Source organism: Mesorhizobium subarcticum (genome assembly GCF_055456085.1).
On sequence record NZ_JBVBEG010000002.1, the window covers coordinates 451,276 to 472,843 of the forward strand.

General features: G+C 61.6%; 17 protein-coding genes and 1 pseudogene. 15 read left to right on the forward strand and 3 right to left on the reverse strand.

Going from position 1 to position 21,568, the window contains the following annotated elements:
* The first annotated feature begins 16 nt into the window (after positions 1 to 16).
* The gene (locus ACZYHG_RS34055) at positions 17 to 5,107 is read left to right on the forward strand and encodes an Eco57I restriction-modification methylase domain-containing protein (RefSeq protein WP_464615340.1); all 5,091 of its coding nucleotides are present in this window, start codon (positions 17 to 19) and stop codon (positions 5,105 to 5,107) included.
* A gap of 470 nt (positions 5,108 to 5,577) precedes the next feature.
* Here ACZYHG_RS34055 and ACZYHG_RS34060 read toward each other — a convergent pair whose 3' ends face one another.
* Positions 5,578 to 5,856, reverse strand: a complete 279-nt coding sequence (locus tag ACZYHG_RS34060) for a LexA family protein (RefSeq protein WP_258581105.1) — start codon at positions 5,854 to 5,856, stop codon at positions 5,578 to 5,580.
* 43 nt (positions 5,857 to 5,899) lie between these two features.
* Between ACZYHG_RS34060 and ACZYHG_RS34065 the strand changes: the two genes are divergently transcribed.
* Positions 5,900 to 7,024: an IS630 family transposase gene (locus tag ACZYHG_RS34065; protein WP_258580779.1), complete on the forward strand. Its 1,125-nt coding sequence runs from the start codon at positions 5,900 to 5,902 to the stop codon at positions 7,022 to 7,024.
* Positions 7,025 to 7,120: 96 nt separating this feature from the next.
* Here the strand turns inward: ACZYHG_RS34065 and ACZYHG_RS34070 are convergent, their stop codons facing one another.
* Positions 7,121 to 7,801, reverse strand: a complete 681-nt coding sequence (locus tag ACZYHG_RS34070) for an HAD family hydrolase (protein WP_464614873.1) — start codon at positions 7,799 to 7,801, stop codon at positions 7,121 to 7,123.
* A gap of 593 nt (positions 7,802 to 8,394) precedes the next feature.
* On the opposite strand from ACZYHG_RS34070, the gene ACZYHG_RS34075 reads away from it, so the two are divergent.
* From ACZYHG_RS34075 to ACZYHG_RS34100, 6 genes are all read left to right on the forward strand, one after another.
* On the forward strand, positions 8,395 to 8,865 hold the full coding sequence (locus ACZYHG_RS34075) for a Ros/MucR family transcriptional regulator (protein ID WP_464614874.1): 471 nt from the start codon (positions 8,395 to 8,397) through the stop codon (positions 8,863 to 8,865).
* 384 nt (positions 8,866 to 9,249) lie between these two features.
* On the forward strand, positions 9,250 to 9,414 hold the full coding sequence (locus ACZYHG_RS34080; RefSeq protein ID WP_464614875.1) for a hypothetical protein: 165 nt from the start codon (positions 9,250 to 9,252) through the stop codon (positions 9,412 to 9,414).
* A 554-nt stretch (positions 9,415 to 9,968) separates the two neighbouring features.
* The gene (locus tag ACZYHG_RS34085) at positions 9,969 to 11,714 is read left to right on the forward strand and encodes a ParB N-terminal domain-containing protein (RefSeq protein ID WP_464614876.1); all 1,746 of its coding nucleotides are present in this window, start codon (positions 9,969 to 9,971) and stop codon (positions 11,712 to 11,714) included.
* Positions 11,715 to 11,804: 90 nt separating this feature from the next.
* A complete protein-coding gene (locus ACZYHG_RS34090; protein WP_464614877.1) occupies positions 11,805 to 12,281 on the forward strand; it encodes a hypothetical protein in 477 nt (158 codons plus the stop codon).
* On the forward strand, positions 12,278 to 13,162 hold the full coding sequence (locus ACZYHG_RS34095; RefSeq protein ID WP_464614878.1) for a DUF7007 domain-containing protein: 885 nt from the start codon (positions 12,278 to 12,280) through the stop codon (positions 13,160 to 13,162). Before ACZYHG_RS34090 ends, ACZYHG_RS34095 begins: the two co-directional genes overlap by 4 nt.
* The gene (locus tag ACZYHG_RS34100; RefSeq protein WP_464614879.1) at positions 13,162 to 13,485 is read left to right on the forward strand and encodes a hypothetical protein; all 324 of its coding nucleotides are present in this window, start codon (positions 13,162 to 13,164) and stop codon (positions 13,483 to 13,485) included. The genes ACZYHG_RS34095 and ACZYHG_RS34100 overlap by 1 nt, the downstream gene beginning before the upstream one ends.
* A gap of 13 nt (positions 13,486 to 13,498) precedes the next feature.
* On the opposite strand, the gene ACZYHG_RS34105 is transcribed toward ACZYHG_RS34100, so the two are convergent.
* Positions 13,499 to 13,807: an alkylphosphonate utilization protein gene (locus ACZYHG_RS34105; protein WP_464614880.1), complete on the reverse strand. Its 309-nt coding sequence runs from the start codon at positions 13,805 to 13,807 to the stop codon at positions 13,499 to 13,501.
* Positions 13,808 to 14,320: 513 nt separating this feature from the next.
* Here ACZYHG_RS34105 and ACZYHG_RS34110 point away from each other — a divergent pair.
* From ACZYHG_RS34110 to ACZYHG_RS34140, 7 genes and pseudogenes are all read left to right on the forward strand, one after another.
* Complete coding sequence (locus ACZYHG_RS34110) at positions 14,321 to 14,908, forward strand: hypothetical protein (RefSeq protein ID WP_464614881.1); 588 nt, start codon at positions 14,321 to 14,323, stop codon at positions 14,906 to 14,908.
* Positions 14,909 to 15,229: 321 nt separating this feature from the next.
* Complete coding sequence (locus ACZYHG_RS34115) at positions 15,230 to 16,156, forward strand: ArdC family protein (RefSeq protein WP_464614882.1); 927 nt, start codon at positions 15,230 to 15,232, stop codon at positions 16,154 to 16,156.
* Between the two features lie 1,373 nt (positions 16,157 to 17,529).
* Positions 17,530 to 17,841: a DUF736 domain-containing protein gene (locus tag ACZYHG_RS34120; RefSeq protein ID WP_027054589.1), complete on the forward strand. Its 312-nt coding sequence runs from the start codon at positions 17,530 to 17,532 to the stop codon at positions 17,839 to 17,841.
* A 115-nt stretch (positions 17,842 to 17,956) separates the two neighbouring features.
* Entirely contained in the window at positions 17,957 to 18,202 is a 246-nt protein-coding gene (locus ACZYHG_RS34125) for a type II toxin-antitoxin system Phd/YefM family antitoxin (protein ID WP_258580728.1), read from the forward strand.
* Complete coding sequence (locus ACZYHG_RS34130; protein WP_464614883.1) at positions 18,199 to 18,585, forward strand: type II toxin-antitoxin system VapC family toxin; 387 nt, start codon at positions 18,199 to 18,201, stop codon at positions 18,583 to 18,585. The genes ACZYHG_RS34125 and ACZYHG_RS34130 overlap by 4 nt, the downstream gene beginning before the upstream one ends.
* A gap of 179 nt (positions 18,586 to 18,764) precedes the next feature.
* A pseudogene (locus ACZYHG_RS34135) lies at positions 18,765 to 18,913 on the forward strand (DUF736 family protein); the annotation flags it as partial.
* A 261-nt stretch (positions 18,914 to 19,174) separates the two neighbouring features.
* Positions 19,175 to 21,541, forward strand: a complete 2,367-nt coding sequence (locus ACZYHG_RS34140; RefSeq protein WP_464615355.1) for a TOTE conflict system archaeo-eukaryotic primase domain-containing protein — start codon at positions 19,175 to 19,177, stop codon at positions 21,539 to 21,541.
* Positions 21,542 to 21,568: the final 27 nt, after the last annotated feature.

A 21,568-nucleotide genomic window follows, 5' to 3' on the forward strand; every position in this document is an offset into this window, starting at 1 on the left:
TCCAAGGAGATTTTCCATGGCTCATGACGACCCCTTTACCATCGACTTGTTCGGCAGCACGGCTATTTCGTCCGGACTTGGCCTTGGCGTCACCGCCTTCGCGGCTGACTTCGGGCCGGGCGATGACGATGATCCCAATTCTTCCGCGCCTTCGCCGGTCACGCCGGCGGTTGCAGCCATGCAACCGACGTCGAAGCCTCGACGGGGTCATGGACTGAACTTTCATCTTGCCGGCGATCGTGGGCTGGCCCCTGGCTGGAAGGATCGGGCCCGCGACAACATCGCTTCGATCCGGCTCGCCGCCGAGATCGAGGCCGATGAGCGCCCTGCCACGCGCGAGGAGCAGGAGTGGCTGATCCGGTTCACCGGCTTCGGCGCGTCCGACCTTGCCAAGGGTGTCTTCCGCCGCCCCGGCGAGATCGATTTTCGCAAAGGCTGGGCCGAGATCGGCTCGGACCTGGAAGATGCCGTCGGCGAGATCGACTATGCCTCGCTCGCACGCTGCACCCAATATGCCCATTTCACCCCGGAGTTCATCGTCCGGGCAATCTGGGCGGGCCTCCGGCGTCTCGGATGGCGCGGCGGTCGGGTTCTTGAACCAGGCGTCGGAACCGGCCTGTTTCCGGCGCTGATGCCGCAGTCGTTGCGCGATGTTTCCCATGTCACTGGGATCGAAATCGATCCCGTCACCGCCCGCATCGCCCGGCTGTTGCAGCCGCAAGCGCGGATCATAGCCGGCGATTTCGCCCGAACCGAGTTGCCGGCGAGCTTCGACCTCGCCATCGGCAATCCTCCGTTTTCTGATCGAACCGTGCGCTCCGATCAGGCGTATCGGTCGATGGCATTGCGGCTGCATGACTACTTCATTGCCCGTTCGGTCGATCTGCTGAAGCCGGGGGCTCTTGCCGCCTTCGTCACCAGCTCAGGCACGATGGACAAGGCAGACAGCACCGCCCGCAAGCACATTGCGAAGTCGGCCGACCTGATTGCCGCCATGCGCTTGCCCGAGGGCAGTTTCCGAACTGACGCCGGCACGGACGTCGTGGTCGACATCCTCTTTTTCCGCAAGCGCAAGGTCGCCGAGCCCGAAGGTAATCTGTCCTGGCTCGACATCGAGGAAGTCCGCCAGGCGACGCAGGATGAAGGCGCGATCCGCGTCAACCGCTGGTTCGCGCGCCACCCGGATTTCGTGCTCGGCACGCATGCCACGATCTCGGGGCCTTACGGCGAGGCCTATTCCTGCCTGCCCCATCCCGGTGTCGATCTGGAGCGGGCGCTCACCGCAGCGATCTCCCTCCTTCCGGAAGAAATTTATGACGGCGAGCCGGACGAAATTGATCATGACGCCGAGCCCAGTGCCGATATCGTCGATGCCTTGCCGGAAGGCGCCGGCGTGCGCGAGGGCAGTTTCTTCGTCGCGGAAAATGCCGCCCTCGCACAAATGATCGATGGCGCTGCTGTGATCATCACGGTGCGCAAGGGCAGGGCGGCTGAAGGTGTGCCGGAAAAGCACGCGCGTATCATCCGCAGATTGATCCCGATCCGGGATGCCGTGCGTGAAGTCCTGAAGGCCCAGGAGTTCGACCGGCCCTGGAAGCCGGCCCAGGTCAGGCTGCGCATCGCCTGGTCGAATTTTGTGCGCGCCTTCGGCCCGATCAACACGACCGTCGTTTCGACCAGCGAGGACGCCGAGACCGACGAGGTCCGCGAAGTGCATCGCCGGCCGATTCTGCAGCCCTTCCTCGACGATCCCGATTGCTGGCTGGTCGCCTCCATCGAGGACTACGATCTCGAAACCAATACCGCCCGGCCGGGTCCGATTTTCACCGAGCGCGTCATCGCGCCGCCCGCGGCACCCATAATCACAAGTGCCGCCGATGCGCTTGCCGTCGTGCTCAACGAACGCGGCCATGTCGATGTCGATCAGATCGCCGAGCTGCTGCATGAGGATGTCGATGACGTCGTTGGCGAACTCGGCGACGCCATCTACCGTGATCCCGAGACCGGTTCCTGGCAAACGGCCGACGCCTATCTCTCCGGCCAGGTCCGCGACAAGCTCAAGGCCGCAAAAGCCGCTGCCACACTCGACCCCGTCTTCGAGCGCAATGTCCGTGCCTTGGTCGAGGTTCAGCCGGCCGATCTTCGGCCTTCCGACATTACCGCCCGTCTTGGCGCACCATGGATCCCCGCCGCCGATGTCGTTGCCTTCGTCAAGGAGACGATGGGCGCCGAGATCAGGATCCATCATATGCCGGAGCTGGCATCGTGGACCGTAGAGGCACGGCAATTGGGGTGGATGGCGGCGGGCACGTCCGAATGGGGCACCGATCGCCGTCATGCCGGCGAGCTCATAACCGACGCGCTGAACAGCCGGGTGCCGCAGATCTTCGATACGGTGAAGGACGGCCCTGCTGAAAAGCGCGTGCTCAATGTTGTGGATACGGAAGCCGCCAAGGAAAAGCTGCAGAAGATCAAGACCGCTTTCCAGAACTGGATCTGGTCCGATCCCGACCGGACCGACCGGCTGGCGCGGGTCTATAATGACCGCTTCAACAACATCGCTCCCCGAAGATTCAACGGGGATCACCTGCGACTTCCAGGCGCCTCCGGCGCCTTTTCTCTTTATGGGCACCAAATGCGCGGCATCTGGCGCATCGTCTCGGCCGGCTCGACCTACCTCGCCCACGCAGTCGGCGCCGGCAAGACGATGACGATTGCCGCCGCCGTCATGGAGCAGCGCCGGCTTGGCCTCATCGCCAAGGCCATGTTGGTCGTTCCCGGCCATTGCCTTGCACAGATGGCCCGCGAATTTCTGGCGCTCTATCCGACCGCGCGAATCCTCGTGGCCGATGAGACGAATTTTTCTTTAGCCAAGCGACATCGCTTCCTGTCACGGGCGGCGACCGCCGCCTGGGACGCGATCATCATCACGCACAGCGCCTTCCGCTTCATCGGTGTGCCGTCGGCATTCGAGCAACAGATGATCCACGACGAACTGGAACTCTACGAGACGCTGCTGACCAAGGTCGAGAGCGACGACCGCGTCTCGCGCAAGCGCCTTGAGCGGCTGAAGGAGGGGCTCAAGGAACGGCTGGAGGCGCTGGCGACCCGCAAGGACGACCTGCTCACCATCTCCGAGATCGGCGTGGACCAGATCATCGTCGATGAAGCCCAGGAGTTCAGGAAGCTCAGCTTCGCCACCAACATGTCGACGCTCAAGGGCGTCGATCCAAACGGCTCGCAGCGGGCCTGGGATCTCTATGTGAAGTCCCGCTTCATCGAGACCAAGAACCCGGGCCGGGCGCTCGTGCTGGCCTCCGGCACGCCGATCACCAATACGCTTGGCGAGATGTTCTCGGTGCAGCGCTATCTCGGTTACGAGGCGCTGCTTCAGCGCGGCCTGCACGAGTTCGACGCCTGGGCTTCGACCTTCGGCGACGTCACGACTGAACTCGAATTGCAGCCATCCGGCAAATACAAGCCGGTGACGCGCTTCGCCACCTTCGTCAACGTGCCGGAGCTGATCGCCATGTTCCGCTCCTTCGCGGATGTGGTGATGCCGCAAGACCTTCGGGAATATGTGAAGGTGCCGGCGCTTTCGACCGGCGCACGTCAGATCATCACCGCCAAGCCGTCCGCGGCCTTCAAGCGCTACCAGACGGTGCTCGACGCCCGCATCAAGGCCATCGAGGAACGCGACCGTCCGGCAGAACCGGGTGACGACATCCTGCTCTCGGTTATCACCGATGGCCGGCACGCTGCTATCGACCTGCGCCTGGTCGATCCGGACAATGACAATGAGCCGGACAACAAGCTCAACGACCTGATCGGTAATGCCTTCCGTATCTGGCAAGAAACAGCGGTAAGCAGCTATGTCCGCGCCGACGGCAAGCTGTTCGAGCTTCCGGGCGCAGCGCAGATGATTTTTTCCGATCTCGGCACGATCAGCGTCGAGAAAACCAGAGGCTTCTCGGCCTATCGCTGGATTCGCGACGAGCTGATCCGCAGGGGCGTTCCGGCATCGGAAATTGCCTTCATGCAGGATTTCAGGAAGTCGGAAGCCAAGCAGCGCCTGTTCGCTGATGTGCGCGCTGGAAAAATCCGGTTCCTAGTCGGCTCTTCCGACACGATGGGCACCGGCGTCAACGCGCAGCTTCGCCTCAAGGCGCTGCATCACCTCGATGTGCCCTGGCTTCCCTCCCAGATCGAGCAGCGCGAAGGTCGTATCCTGCGGCAGGGCAACCAGCACGAAGTCATCGATATCTTCGCCTACGCCACGGAAGGATCGATGGACGCCCAGATGTGGCAGAACAACGAGCGCAAGGCCCGGTTCATCGCGGCGGCCCTCTCCGGAGACACCTCCATTCGACGGTTGGAGGATATGGGTGAGGGGCAGGCCAACCAGTTCGCGATGGCCAAGGCGATCGCCTCGGGCGATCCGCGTCTGATGCAGAAGGCAGGTCTGGAGGCAGACATTGCCCGTCTGGAGCGCCTTCGCGCGGCCCACATTGATGACGCGCACGCCGTTCGGCGGCAGATCCGCGATGCCGAGCGCGATATCGAATACTCGACCCTGCGCATCGGCGAGGTCGGCAAGGATATCGAGCGCCTCGTGCCGACGACCGGCGATGGGTTCAGCATGGTGATCGGGGGCGACGCGTTCACGCAGCGCAAACTCGTCGGTCGTGCGCTGATGAAGGAAATCCCGACTCTCGTGCAGCTTCAGAAGGAAGGCGAAACCACTATCGCCTCCATCGGCGGGTTCGATTGCGAATATTCCGGCGAGCGTTTCGGCAAGGACAGCTACCGCTATGCCACCAGGCTGATGCGCACCGGCGCCGATGATGAGATCGAGCTGCCGGTGACCACCACGCCGCTTGGTGCGATTTCTCGCCTCGAGCATGCCTTGGCCGGCTTCGAGGGCGAGCAGGAACGATACCGCCAGCGTCTTGAGGATGCCGAGCGCCGGCTCACCTCCTATCGCTCGCGTGAGGGCGGCGAGTTTGGGTTCTCTGGTGAACTGGCCGAGAAGCGCGGGCAGCTTGCTGAAATCGAAACCGATCTTGCGTCTTCGATTGATGGCCAGGATCCGCGTGCAGCCGCATAGCAGGCTCGATACAGGCTGCCGATCATTGTCAGCCATTGACCGGCGGCAAAGGTTCAAGGCCGCTCGGGTGCAGGCGATGCAGGAGGCGCGCCGAACTGCTTACCCATGTTGATGCCACGTTTCGGTCATGCTCGGCTCCGGCCAGCCAGACCACATGACGTAACGTCAAGAATCAGCTAACTGGATCATCGCGGCGGACCTGATTGGACCGTCCGGCCGGCGCCTGCCAGAGCCCCCTGCAAAAGCAGGCGCCGGCCTTTTAGCGCTTGAAAGGCGAGCAGTCCTATTGTTTCGTCTTGTCCCCATCCAGACACGAGGCAGTTGCGATGGACGACACCAAAGGCGGCGCAAACCACACGTCCGTTGAGATAGTCGAGGCCATGGGCGAGTGGTTCGTTCGTGTTGTTGGGAACGGCGAAGAACTTACCCGATCATTCGACCTAGTGTACCGTCGCAGTGATTGTGACGGGTTAGTCTACGCCGAGAATGGGCAGGTCCTGTGGCGGGACGAGCAACTGGATGCTGCGAGCGACACCGGGCTGCTTGTCGATCAAGCCGAGTTGGTTGAGGGTCTTGAGCATCTGATGGACTGACGGTGCGGTGACCCTGAAGTAGCGCTGGAAGTCCGCCTCCGCCGGAGCGCGGCGATTGATCTGCGAATAGGCCCAGATGAAGGCGAGGTACTGGCCTTGTTTGGCGGTGAACCGTACTGTCGGCGCCGGCGTCTTTCGGTCAAGCAATTGATTCATTGTAGATTCACCTACGGCTCTTCCACCAAGAAGGGCTTTGGGAATGAACATACGATATCGGGTCGAACTCAGCCAATCCGAACGAGACGAGCTGCGTGCTTTGGTGAGCGGGGGTAAACTGCCGGTGCGGCGGCTCAAGCGGATGCAGATCCTGCTGGCCGCCGACGCCGGGGTCGCCGACGAGGCCATCGCCATCTCGGTGCAGACCAGCGACTCGACCATCTACCGCACCAAGAAGCGCTTTGTGGAGATCAGCCTGGAGGCCGCCCTCAGTGAAGGGCCGCGTCCGGGGGCGGCTCGCAAACTAAGCGGCAAGCAGGAGGTGCAACTGGTGGCGCTGGCCTGCTCTGATCCGCCGCAGGGATGCGCCCGGTGGACTTTGAAGCTTCTGGCCAACGCCCTGGTCGAAGTGATGGAACACCCGAGCGTCTCACGCGACACCGTCCGCCGGCGGTTGAACGACAACGATCTGAAGCCCTGGCAACAGAAGATGTGGTGCATCGCCAATATCGATGGGGAGTACATCGCCCGCATGGAGGATCTCCTCGATCTCTATGCCGAGCCGCATGATCCCAAGCGACCGGTGGTCTGCTTCGATGAAAGTCCGATCCAGCTCATCGGCGAGGTGCGCGTGCCCATCGTGCCGAAACCCGGAAAGCGATACCGCTACGACTCCGAGTACAAGCGTAACGGCACGGCCAACCTCTTTGTCATGGTCGACGCCAACCGGTCGTGGCGCAGGGTCAAGGTCACCGACCGGCGCGCAAACGAGGACTTCGCCGTCTGCATGCGCGACCTGGTCGACGTGGACTATCCCGGCGCCGACAAGGTCCGCGTCGTGATGGATAACCTATCAACCCACACGGCCTCCGCTGTCTATCAGACCTTTCCAGCAGTCGAGGCGCGTCGGATCTTGCGACGCCTGGAGTTCCACTACACACCCAGGCACGCCAGTTGGCTCAACATCGTCGAGATCGAAATCGGCGTTATGCGCCGCCAATGTCTTGATCGCCGCATCGCTAGCCGCGACCTCCTTGAAACAGAGATCCGGACCTGGGAACGCCGCCGCACCGAAAGTGGCGCCCGCATCCGCTGGATGTTCTCCACACAGCAGGCCCGAGCGAAGATGGCAAAATCCTATCCCACGCCATCTCTCAAAGAGTCATAATCACCGCGACGCGACACTAGTGGTGAAAGCCTGACACTTGGTACCCGCCATGACCGGCAAGATCCGACCCATAGCTGCCGTCGCGCGGGAGCGCCCCTAGGCAGTCATTGTGCCCAACCCGTTTAATGCGGCGACTAGATCCCCATACTTGCAAACGATTGTGTCTGCACCGGACATCAACAAACTATCCCCATGATTGTCGCCGCAGTGACCGCCAGCGGTGAAACCGATGACGTGCATACCGGCTGCCTTACCCGCCATGACGCCATTGACGCTATCCTCGACAACCACGCATTCGTCGGGGTGCGCGCCCATGGCGGCGGCGGCATGGAGAAAGAGGTCGGGCGCAGTTTTCCCGTTCCTGACCATGTCTGACGAGAAGATATGAGGATCGAAGAGGCTGATCAGGCCGGTATGCTGCAGTTTCCAATGCAGCCGCGCGGAAGGCGTGCTCGATGCGACGCACCTGAGCGCCGTTATACCGCTAATCGTCAGCCGAGCCTCTGGTAAGGCCGCCAGATGCTTGTCCATTCGAGCAGACGTAAGTTCATCTAGTCGCTCAAAGAAGTCGGGAGGGAGGGTCCCCCCGCTCTTCTGCTCGACTGTTGACTGGAGCTTTGTCTTCCACATCTCCGGGGATAACCCCATGAATGCTTGCGTGTAGGAGCCACGTTCGAAAATGACTCCGATGGACGCTAGGAACTCAAGTTCGGCGGCGAGATAGATCTCCTCACTGTTCACAAGCACGCCGTCACAGTCGAAGATAATGAGCTTCATCGAGAGCAGTCCGGTTTAGGTCATCTCCTCGCTATAGGAATAAGCGGCCGCTTTCCACCCTGAGCTGCCCTACGCGTCCGGTACCAAGCGTCAGGCTTTCACCACTAGAATCGTTCGCCCTTGCCTTCGCGGAAGGCCAGCGGGTACGCCTAGGGCTTAAGGACTTAAAGCGGATCTGACCCGAGTTCCGCGTTCACACCATAGCCGCCTAAATTCAGTTTGCTATCGATCCGTTGCGGATGGCCCTATGTCGTGCCGATCAACTCCCGTTCTTCACAATAAGACGGCAGGACCAAAGTCTTGTGCCATGCGAGCAAAGGTCTGACGTAACCGCTTTGGTTCCGTACTTGTCCATTGGACGTTCCGTTATTTTAGATAATCCGCATGTAATCGGCCCGTCACTTAGATGGCTGACGGGCCGCCTGTTTTATTGGTCTACAGCTTAGTCACGGCCAAAAAGAACGCGTCAATTTCGGCGTCGCTCTTGGCCTGCGTCGCAAAGCCGGCCGCCAGCTTAGAATAGATCAGGCCCGGTTGCGTACTGGACACTGCTCAAATAGAGATGGGACAAATCAGACAAAAGGACCGACACATTGACAGAAGAATCCGACCACCGCGCCGCCGAACTAACCGAGCTTACTGCGGAGATTGTGTCCGCCTACGTAAGTAAGAACCCTGTACCGGCTTCCGGCCTGCCTGAACTAATCGCATCCGTGCACATGTCTCTGTCGGGGCTTGGTACGCCGATCGCGCCTGTCGTTGAGCCGCAAACTCCCGCGGTCAACCCGAAGAAGTCGGTGACGCCAGACTTCATTATCTGCCTCGAAGACGGCAAGAAGTTCAAATCCCTGAAGCGGCACCTTAGCACGGACTTCGGTCTGACGCCGGACGCCTATCGCGAGAAGTGGGGCTTGCCGCGCGACTATCCGATGACGGCTCCGAATTACGCCGCTCAGCGCTCGCAACTGGCGAAGTCCATCGGGCTTGGCCGCAAGGCTGAACCCGTCGCACCAGCCAAGAAGGCACCTGCGAAGCGGAAAGCCAAAGTGTCCGCCACCACCTGACGCTACGTAACGACTCAGCTATGTCAAGGCGCGGCGGATCCCAATCGCGCCCGTGGCCGGCGCCATTCGGATAAGCTTCAGCGAGGGCGCCGGCCTTTGTTCTTAGCGTGGCGTAACTCGCCGGGCGAAGAAACCCCAACCACCTCAAGCCCGGCGAGCCTACACCTGATCAAAGTACGCGATCAGGACCGGGATCAACCGGCACCACGTCCGAAGCAAGAGCAATGCCAGCACTTTGGTCCCGAAATGGAACAATACCGGGGTCCCCGCTAGCAGCCGGGTTTCTCTTCAAAGAGAACAAACATAGAACAAAAACCTTGTGGGCTCTCGCCACGGAGCCGCCGCGCCGAGACAGAGAACCATCCAACGACCTGCGAGCGCTGATTGAAGACAGCATACGCGGCGTTCGGCAAGGTCCTCTACGAAGTGGCCGAAAACAGCCGTGACCATGATAGAGCGAGCCGAGTTGAGGAAATGGCGCGGCTGGCCATCTGCGCCTATCCTGCGATCAGGGAAGGCAATGCTTGGCTAAGGCCCGATATCTTTTAGAGTTCGAGGCGCGCGGCTTCGCTCAACGATGTGGAAGGGTTGAGATAGACTGCCTGGTAGCCTCCATCAGATGGTTCGGAGTTCGCCGGTCGACGTCTTTCCGGAACGTTTGTCCTGCACGAGTTCGTAGCTGCCTTCTGACCATGAATGGGTGACCTCATGATCACAGCGCGACAGCTTCGAGCCGCTAGAGGGCTCCTTGCGGCGTCCGTAGGTTCAAAGACGTTAACCTCCAGTTTGCCGTGCTAAACTTTCCGCTTATCTCCATACCCCGGTCTACGTCGCAGGGATGAGGAAAGGAAAACGGAGGAAGAATAAAACCCGCTCGCAGATCGGGCGGGCCGCTGACGCTGGCGCTCAACCGCGCCGCTCGCGATCCCGGTCGCGTCGTCCTGCGCAGGGCCCAAGAGCCCCGCTCGGCCAGCCGGGCAGGGATGCTCGGCCGCAGTTGCACCGGCCCGTCCGCTCCACGGGCCGGGGGATGTCTTCGGGAAGAAGACGAGGAAGGACGCAGCGAATGGCGGTGTCCGCAAACCCCTTGAAGGAGCATCTCCATGGAACTGAAGTTTGTCGATCCGCGTGCGCTGAAGGATAACCCTGACAAGGCGCGACGCTCGAAGTCCAGTCCGCAGGCCGACGCGCTGCTGCTGGCCACCATCCGCGCCGTCGGCATCGTGCAGCCGCCTGTCGTCGCGCTGCAGACGGATGGCGGCAACAGCTACGTCATCGATGCCGGCCATCGTCGTGTGCGGCAGGCGATTGCCGCCGGTCTGGAAGAGATCGCCGTGCTGGTGATCGATCGCGCCGAGGATGGTGGCGCAATGCGGTCGCTGGCCGAGACGTTGGCGCATGAGCAGCTCAACCCCGTCGACCAATGGCGCGCGATTGAGCGGCTGGTCGCGCTCGGCTGGACCGAGGAAGCGATCGCCGTCGCTTTGGCGCTTCCCGTCCGCCAGATCAGGAAGCTGCGCCTGCTCGCCAACGTTCTGCCGGCCATGTTGGACCAGATGGCCAAGGGCGACATGCCCAACGAGAAGGAGTTGCGCACCATTGCGTCGGCTTCGCTTGATGAGCAGAAGGAGGTCTGGAAGAAGCACAAGCCGTCCAAGACCGATCCGCGGGTGTCGTGGTGGAGCGTGGCGCAGGGCCTGACGAAGCGCCGCATGTACGCGCGCGACGCCAGCTTCGGTGACGATCTCGCCCAGGCCTACGGCATCGCCTGGGTCGAGGACCTGTTCGCTCCGGCCGACGAGGACAGCCGCTATACGACGGATGTCGAGGCCTTCCTTGGCGCGCAGCAGGAGTGGATGGCAAACACTGTGCCCAAGCGTGGCGTGATCGTGGAAGCCGGTCAGTGGGGCGAGCCGAATCTGCCGCCCAAGGCCGAGCGTGTGTACGGTAAGCCGTCGAAGTCCGATCACACTGCCATGTATCTCGACCGCGACGGCAAGGTGCAATCGGTCGTGTACCGCATGCCGGCGGCCAAAAAGCCCAAGGGCAAGAATGGCGCTGATGTTGAGGCCGATGGCGATGATATCGTCGTTACGGCAAAGCCGCGTCCGGACGTCACGCGCAAAGGCATGGAGATGATCGGCGACCTGCGCACCGACGCGCTGCACGAGGCGCTGTCGCGCGCACCGATCGGGGACGACACGCTGATGGCCCTGCTCGTTCTCGCTTTCGCCGGCCAGAATGTGACGGTGGCATCCGGTGCCCGCGACATCTCCTATTACGGGGCCGCAGGCCTTGGCGAACATGCCGCGCGCCTGTTCGACCAGGACGGCAAGATCGAGTTCGACATGGAAACGCTGCGCATTGCCGTGCGGTCCTTGCTGATCGACGTTCTGTCCTGCAGGGAGAATCGCTCGGACAGCGGCGTGGTCTCCCGCGTGGCCGGCGACGTCATCGCCGCCGACAACTTCCTGGCCAACATGGGGACGGAGGATTTCCTGTCATGCCTGTCGCGGCCGGCATTGGAAGCCGCCTGCGCGGATACATCCGTCCTGCCCCGTCAGAAGGTCAAGGATACCCGTGCGGCCCTGGTCGAGCACTTCAAGGAAGGCCGCTTCGTCCACCCGTCGGCGCTGTTTGCGCCCACTCCGGAAAAGCTCACCTCCTGGCTGAAGAAGAACGAGGCCAGGGAACAGCCCGAGGACAACGGCACGCCGCAGGACCAGGACGAGCTCGACGGCGATGCGGGTGTCGAGCCCGCGCACGACGACGTCGGCGAGGACCCCGCTCCGCAGGAGGAGGACCTCACTGACGGACAGATCGAGGCTTACAGGGTGGCCGCCGAATAGCAGCGCGCGCCTTCTTCCTTCCGCATTCCCGCCGCCTGTGACCTCACCGGCGGCGGTTTTGTTTCCACCATGAGCAACACGGAGACCATAATGTCGGCTCAATTGATCTATGACCTTGTTCCCCTCGCATCCATCGTGACTTTTTCCGACGGATCCCCACGCCCGCCAGAGCGGCATCGCAAAAAGCTCGCAGCCTGGGAAAATCGCAACGGCGGCGGTCGCCTGATCCGCAAACAGGCCGAGGCCCGCGTCGGCAGTACGACGCTGCCCGCCTCGATCACCCTGCACAAGGCTGACTATGGCAGTCAGGGAACCATTGTGCTGCGCGTCCACCAGACGTTTTCGGTGAACAGCGACCTGAAGTTTTCGGTCAAGGAGCGGCCCGCCATTGGCACGGTTCTCGTTCTCGACCGCGCCGGCGACGATGCGGAGCTTGTCCATCTTGCCGCCAATCGCACGGCCGCCGAGGAATGGCTAACCCGCCACGGCTATCCGAACGCCGTTTTGCAGAAAGTGACGGCCGACACCGTAGCGGCGGATACTGTAGAGGGGAGGACGGCAGCGTGACTCCGCGAACTTCTGAAACCCATGTCGTCGAAACCCCCGATTTTCCGGGAGTTTCTTTTGGCCGAAGCGCCGATGGGCTTTGCGTTGCCCTTGTCGGTGAGCACGCCTTCGCCATGGCTCCAGCCCCCGATGGCCGGCACTATCTTGTCACGGGCTGGCGTATCCGCCGGCCCATGGCCGAATGGACGCGCAGCGATTTCTACGGTCATTCTGGAGAGCTCGCGGACGAGAACGCCTTCCGTGCGAAGGTACTGGAGCAGGCAGAAGACCAGCGTGAGAAGATCGCGCTCGGCCGGCGCGAAGAACGATCCGTGGCGAGCACGCCATGGGGGCCGTCGCAGGTTGCCACCGTCTATGCCGATGGGGTCGTTTTTCACTCGACGGCCGGTCATGGCGGGTTCCTTCTTTCGCCCGAGCGCAACCGAAAGGTTCATCGGTCGCTCCGTGTCACAGGCGGCGCCTATGAGGAGGATGAGGCCTGGGCGATCGTTGCCTTCAGCTTTCCGCCCCTGTTCACCAGCTTCGAGTCGCGAAGCGCAGAGAGGACGATGAAGGACAGCTTCCCGGACGCCTGGGAAGCGATCACAGGCAACGTGCTGGGACCCGGTGAATCCTGGAAGAAGGATGAGCGTGCCTTCTCCGACAAGCACGCCGGCCACTGGATCGTGGTCTCGGCGATCCTCTCCGATCATCAACTCGGGTTCACCGAGGTCATCGCGACCCCTGGCGGTAAGCGCGGGCCGGGCACGGAGGAACGTCGCTTTCTCGTTCCGACCGACGAATACCTTGTCGGCCGCTTTGGATTCGTCATCGATCCTGATCGCCACGCCGTCTATGGCGGCCCTTCGAGCTTCATTGGCTGGCAGCGGAGGGACACATAATGTCTGTCCGCGATCGCCGCGCGCAGCTCTTTCGCATGGAAGAGGCTCGGCGCCAGACACAGCGCCAGCTCGATCTGATCGACCGGCAGATCATGAGGCGGATAACGGCAATCATTCCGCAGCTCACACCCAAATGTGCCGGCCATCGACGTGACAGGGGCCTGGAGCCGGCAATGTTTCTCGAACGATATCGGGCCAACCTTGCAGCGATCACACTGGAGAGGCAGCACGAGATCGACGCTCTCTCCCGCAAGCTCGCAAGGCAGGATGCTGCAATCGAGGTGCTGCGTGCCAGACTGCCACCGGACCTGATGCGCGCCTGATACCGCGGCCTGGTCAGCGCTTGCGGACGAATTCGGTTCGCAACACCAGCCCCTTGATCGCGTCATGCCGGCAGTCGATTTCTTCGGGATTGTCGGTGAGGCGGATCGACTTGATCACCGTGCCCTGCTTCAGGGTCTGCCCCGCGCCTTTGACCTTGAGGTCCTTGACGAGGACGACGGAGTCGCCGTCGGCCAGCACGTTGCCGGCGGCATCGCGCACTTCGATGCTTCCGGCAGAAGCTGCAATGGCAGCCATCTCCGACGCTGGTCGCCATTCCCCTGTCGCGTCGTCATAGACGTAGTCGTCGTTGTGATCGGTCATTGCTGCCCTCGCCTCGGGATTGAATGCAGTGCGCTGTCAGCCCGACATGGGAGCAGGCCAAGAGTTGATCCGCAGCGGCGGACCGGCGCAGCTCACCTATACCAGCAGCAGCCGGCGTTCAAACCGCGGACGCCCGGCGTCATTGGGCAGGCCGTGCGATGGCATGGCAGCGCGGGTCGACCGGGTGCTTTTCCTCCCGCATGCCGGTATCCGTGCCATCTCCTTGCCAGCCTTCCCGGCGGGTTTGCTGCGGTCTGAACCCGCGGCTGTTCGCTTCAAGGCCGCTGTCGCGCCGCGGAGCGGCCGGAACCCGCCGATCTCGGCAAGGCTGGCCCGCGTCCCGCGCAGGGCCAGTGAAGAACTGGCCCCGCTTGTCCGCAAGCCAACCTCGCTCGCCTGTCAGGCTCCGGACCCTGAAGCGTCCAGCTTCCGCCGGTTCCTTTTGACCGCACCCGCAGGGAAGACCGGCAAGGGCCGGAACACCTGAAGGGCATCGCTAGAAAGGAAAGCTCAATGTCCAGTTCAACCCGCTCCACCAAGACCAAGGCCCGCGTCGTCCAGCTCCGCAAGGGCACCACCCTCGAAATGGTCCGGCTCTGCTGCCCGGATGGCCACCAGGCCACCCTCATTTCCGAAAGCTTCGGCCTTCCCGTCCTCGACAGCGACGGCATCCGCGAATTCCACGAGCGCAGCCTGATCGATGGGGCCGATACGCTCTCCGAGGGCCTTTCCGAAAAGGCCATGCAGATCCACCTGCAGAGGATCGTCGGCTCCCATGTCGGTTCGGCTTATGGAGCAGGCCAGTTTTACTCGAAAGCCGTCACCGAGGCGAAGGACGCTACGGCCAAGCTCGCCAATGACACCCGCGACGAAGACATTGACGGTCCGGTCGGCTTCGACAGCAAGGCCCAGCGCAAGCGCGAATTCGCCGCCGAAATGGGCCTGCAGGCCCATGCGCTGCGCATGGCGGCCGAGGGCGCCGTGGCAGCCTACGAGCACGTCGTTGGTGAAGGCTGGAAGCCTTACGAACGCCAGACCGAGAATCCCGGCCAGGGCGTCAGCCGGCAGGCGGCCGATCTCCAGATGGCGGCTCTGGGCTGACACTCTTCGGGCGGACTTCGGTTCCGCCCGATTCCAGGGGCGCCGGCCTGCTTGCGTGTCGCAATGTATCCGACTCCAGATCCTTGAAAGAGAAGGAAATCCTTTTGGTTTGGCCGCGCCGATCGCGGCCGTCACGAATGATGGTCCTGCTTGCGGTCCTCGGCCGCGAAACGGCTTCGCCGTCCTCCACTGCCGTTGCGGCCCGGCTGCGAGACTTCTCCTTCCTCCGATTCAACCTCGACCGGGTTCGCGGACCTGCGGTCCTGCGCGGTCGGACCTCGTGACGGTCGCGATCGGCGCGGCCTCGAATGGAGGTTTGAAATGGACAGGAAGAGCAACAAGCCCCGCGTCGACATCTATACGAAAATCAGCGATCGCATCGTCGCGGATCTGGAAAAGGGCGTGCGTCCCTGGGTCAAACCGTGGAGCGTTGCGAATACGACCGGTCGCATCACACGGCCGCTCCGTCACAACGGCGTGCCGTATCAAGGGATCAACACACTGCTTTTGTGGTCGGAGGCGGTCGCGAGAGGCTTTGTCTCTCCGGTCTGGATGACGTTCAAGCAGAGTACGGAACTCGGCGGTCAGGTTCGCGAAGGCGAGACCGGCTCCATGGTTGTTTACGCCAGCCGGTTCACCAAGACCGAAACCGATGCGCACGGCGAGGAAGTCGAGCGGGGTATTCCGTTCCTCAAGGCCTACACGGTGTTTTGCGCCGACCAGATCGAGGGCCTTCCCGAGCAATACTACGCGGCGCCCGATCCTGTTACTGATCCTGTCCAGCGCATCGAGCATGCCGATCGCTTTTTTGACAATACAGGAGCGGTCGTGCGGTATGGCGGAGACCAGGCCTATTATTGTCCCTCTTCTGACCATGTCCAGTTGCCGTCCCCGGAGTTTTTCCGGGACATGGCTTCGTTCGTCGCTACGCGCGCGCATGAGACCCTGCATTGGACATCGGCTCCTCACCGGCTGAACAGGGACCTCAGCCGCTACCACAAGGACCGCACGGATCGCGCGCGCGAAGAATTGCTCGTGGAGTTGGGTGCTGCGATGCTCTGCGCGGACCTCGATATCGTCCCTGAGCTGGAGCCGAGGCCCGATCATGCCGCCTATATTCAGGGCTGGGCCAGCCTGCTGGGCAGCGACAAGCGGGCGATCTTTCAGGCAGCCGCCCACGCGCAACGCGCGGTCAATTATCTCCACGAATTCCAGCCGCAGGCGGAAGAATTGGGGAGGGCGGCCTGATGTTACGCGCTCCGCTCTTGCAAGGGGAGGGCGCCGAGCCCTCCCTGATCCGCCTTCGTGTCCTGAGTCTGGGGCGCAGGTGTGCAATCGACCACGCTCGCCCTTATGGCGGCACATGGTCATTTCGGGCCTTTGGATTGCGCTATATTCGCCGATGCTCGCTGGGAACCGGTCGCCGTCGACGAGCATTTGCGCTGGCTATGTCGCCGAATGAGCTGCCCCTTTCTGGTTCGTCTCGGACGGTAATCTGCGCGAAAATCGCCTCAACGCCGCTGTGGGCAAGCGTTGGGCATCGATTCCCGCTTCTACCCGCACCGTCGACCGGCGCGCCAATGTCTTGATCGGCATGACCCGCTGGCAGTGCACGACCACAGCCGGCGGATCGAAACGATCCCGCGCCGGTTAGCCTCACGCGCCGGCACTCGCTGCAGCATCCGGTCGCCACTCAATGGCTCGGAATCCGCCCAAAAGCGCTCGGCTGCCCCATCCACGCCAACAGCCTCTGGCGATCCATGCGTGACAATGACGCCGAGGCATGTCCCCGATGCTGTCGACGTTGACCGGGCAACTCGCACCGGCCTGCGCGGTATCGGCGGCGAGGTCTTTCTGCACCGATCCGGCGTTCCCCTTGGCGAAGTCGGTTTGTCGACGGCACAGGCCAGCTCGACTTGTTGCCAAACGAATGTGAAGGGATGTGCGGCGTGTGATCGTCCAGCCTGGAAAGCGTCGTTGGCTTCAGCACACCGGGCTGCACAGCAGGCTGAAGGCCCCGCCTTGCGGCTGGCCCCTGTCAGAGCGGTAATCCCGGGGCCGGAGCCAATCAGCCGGCCCGTGCCGGCGCCCAGTCCGAGATGCCTATGTCCATGACCGCTAAGGGGCCGTTCCTGCTTGAAGCAGCAGGTTGCCTGGCTGCTGGAGTTTCGCCTATCGGCCTCGTCGTCGTTCGACCGATATGAGCAGACTGGTGCGTCTTTCCGGCCACGGGGCCGTCGTTCTGCAATGACGCGTGACGGGGACGGCCGGGCTTGATGGCGCTCCAACGTGGCTGCGGTTGCGGCGATCATGCCGATAGGCTTCGCCTGTCGTCCGTGGCCGGGGTTTCATGGAAGGGCGCACCACATGCGTCCTCGATGTGGCTGGTCTGACCGAAGGCCGTCTTCGCTTCGCTTCGCCTCGTTCTCAACCTGCAACAGCCGGTCGTGACTTTCTTCCCCTGCTGGCTTCGCCATCATTCCTCGCGGAACAAGAAAGCCTCGCCCTGGCTGCCCTTCACTTTCGTTCCGGCCCTTCGGGTGCGGGCCGATCGCCTCCGGTCTGTCGACCGCCATCGAGGTCGCGGTGGTCGCGGCCCGAGAAACTCAAGGAGACGACAAATGGCTACCATCGGCACTTTCACCTCAAACGGCAACTCCGGATTTTCCGGAGCCATCAAGACCCTCAACCTCAACGTCAAGGCCAAGCTGATCCGCGTCGAGAACCCTTCCGACAAAGGCCCTCACTTCCGCGTCTACTCGGGTAGCGTCGATCTCGGAGCCGCCTGGCAGAAGGTCTCCAACGAGGGCCGCGACTACCTCTCGGTCAAGCTGGACGACCCGAGCTTCCCCGCTCCGATCTACGCCACCCTGATCGAGGTGGAAGGCGAGGAAGGCCTGCAGCTGATCTGGTCTCGCCCCAACCGGGACTGAGGATCTCGCGCGAGGGCTCCGCCGCAAGGCGGGACCTTCAGCCTTCTTCGGCAGGTCCACTTGAACGTCAGGCACGCATAGACTAAGTTGCATGGACTAAGTCATGGAGTCAGCAATGCGCACCGTCAATATCCACGAGGCCAAGACGCATCTGTCACGCCTTATCGACAAGGCGGCCAAGGGCGAATCTTTCATCATCGCCAAATCCGGCAAGCCGATGGTGAAGGTCGTCGCGATAGACGCTCCTGCGGCCGGCGAAATGCGTCGCGTCGGGTTTATGGCCGGGCAGTTTTCCGTTCCGGACGATTTTGATCGCATGGCCGGTGAGGAAATCGAGAAGCTGTTTGGCGGCGACGCATGAAACTTCTGCTCGATACCCATCTTCTGCTCTGGGCGGCGGGCGAGCCCGACAAGCTCCCGCCTGCCGCCCTCGCTGAGATCGAGAATGCCGACAACGACCTGACGTTCAGCGCTGCAAGTCTCTGGAAGATTGCGATCAAACGGGGTCTGGGCCGCGCTGATTTCACGGTCGATGCGCGTCTTTTGCGCAGGGCCCTGATCGACAACGGCTATTATGACCTGCCAATCACAAGCGAGCATGCCATAGCCGTGGAGGGGCTTCCCCCCATCCACAAGGACCCCTTCGATAGGATCCTGATTGCTCAGTCGATCGTCGAGGGCATTACATTGCTGACCGTCGACGATCTGGTTGCACAATATCCCGCGCCTATCCGTCGCCTTTGATAACCTCCGCCCGGAGGCCGAGGGCTTCTTCCTGCCGCTCCCGCGCCGTTCATCGCCCGCCCAAGTCCTTTATTGTGAAAACGCGCCGAACCCCGGTGGGTGCGGGTCGATCGCCTCCGTTCCACCGACCGTCATCGAGGTCGCGATGGGCGCGGCCCGACCAACAAAGGAATGAGTCAATGGCTACCATCGGCACCTTCACCTCCACCGGCTACGGTTCACCGACACGATCAAAACCCTCAACCTCAACGTCAAGGCCAAGCTGATCCGCGTCGAGAACCCTTCCGACAAAGGCCCTCACTTCCGCGTCTACTCGGGTAGCGTCGATTATGCAGAGAGCGGGATTATGCGGAGTTATGGTCGCTGAAGTCTGGATTTGCCGGCGGTTGCGGCGGATTATGCTCCGCATAATCTCGGAGCCTTCGGGCTAGTGAGATGGATGGTGTCGGTCTTAAAGTGCGAGCGTCTTTGGCCTATGCTAATCCGCATGATCATCTAGGCGAAAGCTACAAAGTTGGCGGAAAAGAGTGTTCCCTGGGATAACATCGCGCGCATTCGACGGCGGTTGGCCGATCTGAATGATGAGCGGATGGCGCTTGAGCGTGAACTGGAAGCGTTTGAGCAACAGCTAATTTCCGATGGCCAAGCCGACGTGGAGAAGCCAGCCTTCGCCGATGCACCTATTACCAACAGCTCACCGTCGATGGAAAAGGTGGAGTTGTTCTGGCAGCTGTTTGCCGGCCGCGCCGATGTTTTTCCGGTACGATGGGAAAATAGAAAGGATGGACGCACCGGCTATTCGCCTTACTGTTCCAACGAGTGGGCGAAAGGAATCTGCGGCAAGCCAAAGGTGAAATGCGGGGACTGCCCGCATCAGGCTTTCATCCCATATTCCGAAGATATCATCGAAAAGCACCTCCGTGGCGGCGATGCTCGCTCAAGCGACTTTGTTGCCGGCGTATATCCATTGCTGCAAGACGAAACATGCTGGTTCCTTGCTGCTGACTTCGACAAGGAAAGCTGGGCGGATGATACCAGAGCTTTGCTGGCAACATGTCGTGCAAAAGGTATTGCCGCAGCCCTCGAACGCTCGAGGTCGGGAAACGGAGGCCATGTCTGGATATTCTTCTCCGAGCCCGTTCCCGCGAAGATCGCCCGACAACTTGGTGCCGCGCTGATAACAGAGACGATGGAGAACCGTCCCGAGATCGGCTTCACATCGTATGACCGTTTCTTTCCCAATCAGGACACGATGCCACTTGGCGGCTTCGGTAATTTGATCGCGCTTCCCTTACAAAGGAAGGCTCGAGAAAATGGCAACAGCGTTTTTGTCGATGGCGACTTGCGACCTTACGATGATCAGTGGGCGTACCTGTCGTCGTTGAGCAGGCTATCGGCAGACGAAGTCTTCAGGATCGCCGACGAAGCTGAATTGGCGGGGCGGGTCTTGGGGGTCCGGATGCCGGTTGATGACGAACATGCCGACGAGCCGTGGAAGATGTTGCCGTCACGTCGTAGCGAGCCACGGCGAATAGAAGCTGCTATCCCGCAAGGCATCAAGGTCGTAGTCGCAGATCAGGTCTACCTCGATAGGACGGAACTTCCGCCGGCGCTGATCGCACAGTTCGTGCGTCTGGCAGCGTTCCAAAATCCGGAATTCTATCGCGCGCAAGCAATGCGACTGCCGACATTCGGCAAGCCGCGGATTATCTCCTGTGCCGAGCTTCATCCACGCCATGTCGCGCTGCCACGAGGCTGCTTCGACGAAGTAATTGAACTCATTAAGAGCCATGGCACGACCGCCATTCTCGAGGATCACCGCGAAGACGGAGAGGCTCTACCCGCCGGCGTCTCGTTTCAAGGGGAATTACGCCGGCCACAATCGCGGGCCTTTGATGCTCTTGTCGCCAACGATAACGGCGTGCTCGCCGCCACGACTGCCTTCGGCAAGACAGTTGTCGCAGCTGCGCTCATAGCACATCGAAGCTGCAACACGCTGGTTCTTGTTCACCGCAGGGAGCTTCTCACCCAATGGGTGGAGCGTCTGAGTTCCTTCCTGAGCATCGACCCAAAGCAGATCGGCATCATCGGTGGCGGGAAAAGGAAGCCAACAGGGATCATCGACGTGGCGCTGATCCAAAGCTTGGTTCGGAATGGCGAGGTCGATGACATTGTCGGCAATTACGGTCATCTGATTGTCGATGAGTGCCACCATCTGTCCGCTTCAAGTTTTGAACTCGTCGCTCGCAGGTCCAAGGCGCGATACGTGGTTGGCTTATCAGCGACGGTCGCCCGAAAGGACGGCCATCATCCGATCATCTTCATGCAATGCGGCCCCGTTCGCCATCGGGTCGATGCGAGAGTTCAAGCTGCCGAGCGTGGTATTCGCCACCGTGCCCGCGACCGTTCGACGAAGTTTGAGTTGCCATCGTCACTCGTCTCGGCCGAGCGCCCGTCAATGCCAGCGATCTATGCGGCCCTTGCGCAGGACCAAGGCCGAAATGACCTGATATTCGATGACGTGTTGAAATCCCTCGAGGCCAGACGTTCGCCCATCCTGCTAACGGAGCGGAAGGATCACCTCGATTATCTCCAGCAGAGGTTCTCGCCGTTTGTAAAAAACCTCGTGGTGCTGCGCGGTGGCATGTCGGCGAAGGATCGCAAGCAAGCCAACACGGCGTTGAATGTCGCAGACGATGATGAGCGCCTGATACTTGCGATAGGCCGCTATATCGGGGAAGGGTTCGATGACGCCCGGCTCGACACATTGTTCCTGACCATGCCGATCGCCTGGAAGGGAACTCTGGCGCAGTATGTCGGCCGTCTGCATCGCCAGCATGATGATAAGAAAGACGTCTTGGTCGTCGATTACGTCGATAGCACCGTTCCCGTGCTGGCCCGGATGGCCGCAAAGCGACGAGTGGGTTATCGTGCGCTGGGCTACGTGATTGAGTGATAGCGCCCCGCTTTGAGCGGAGCGCCG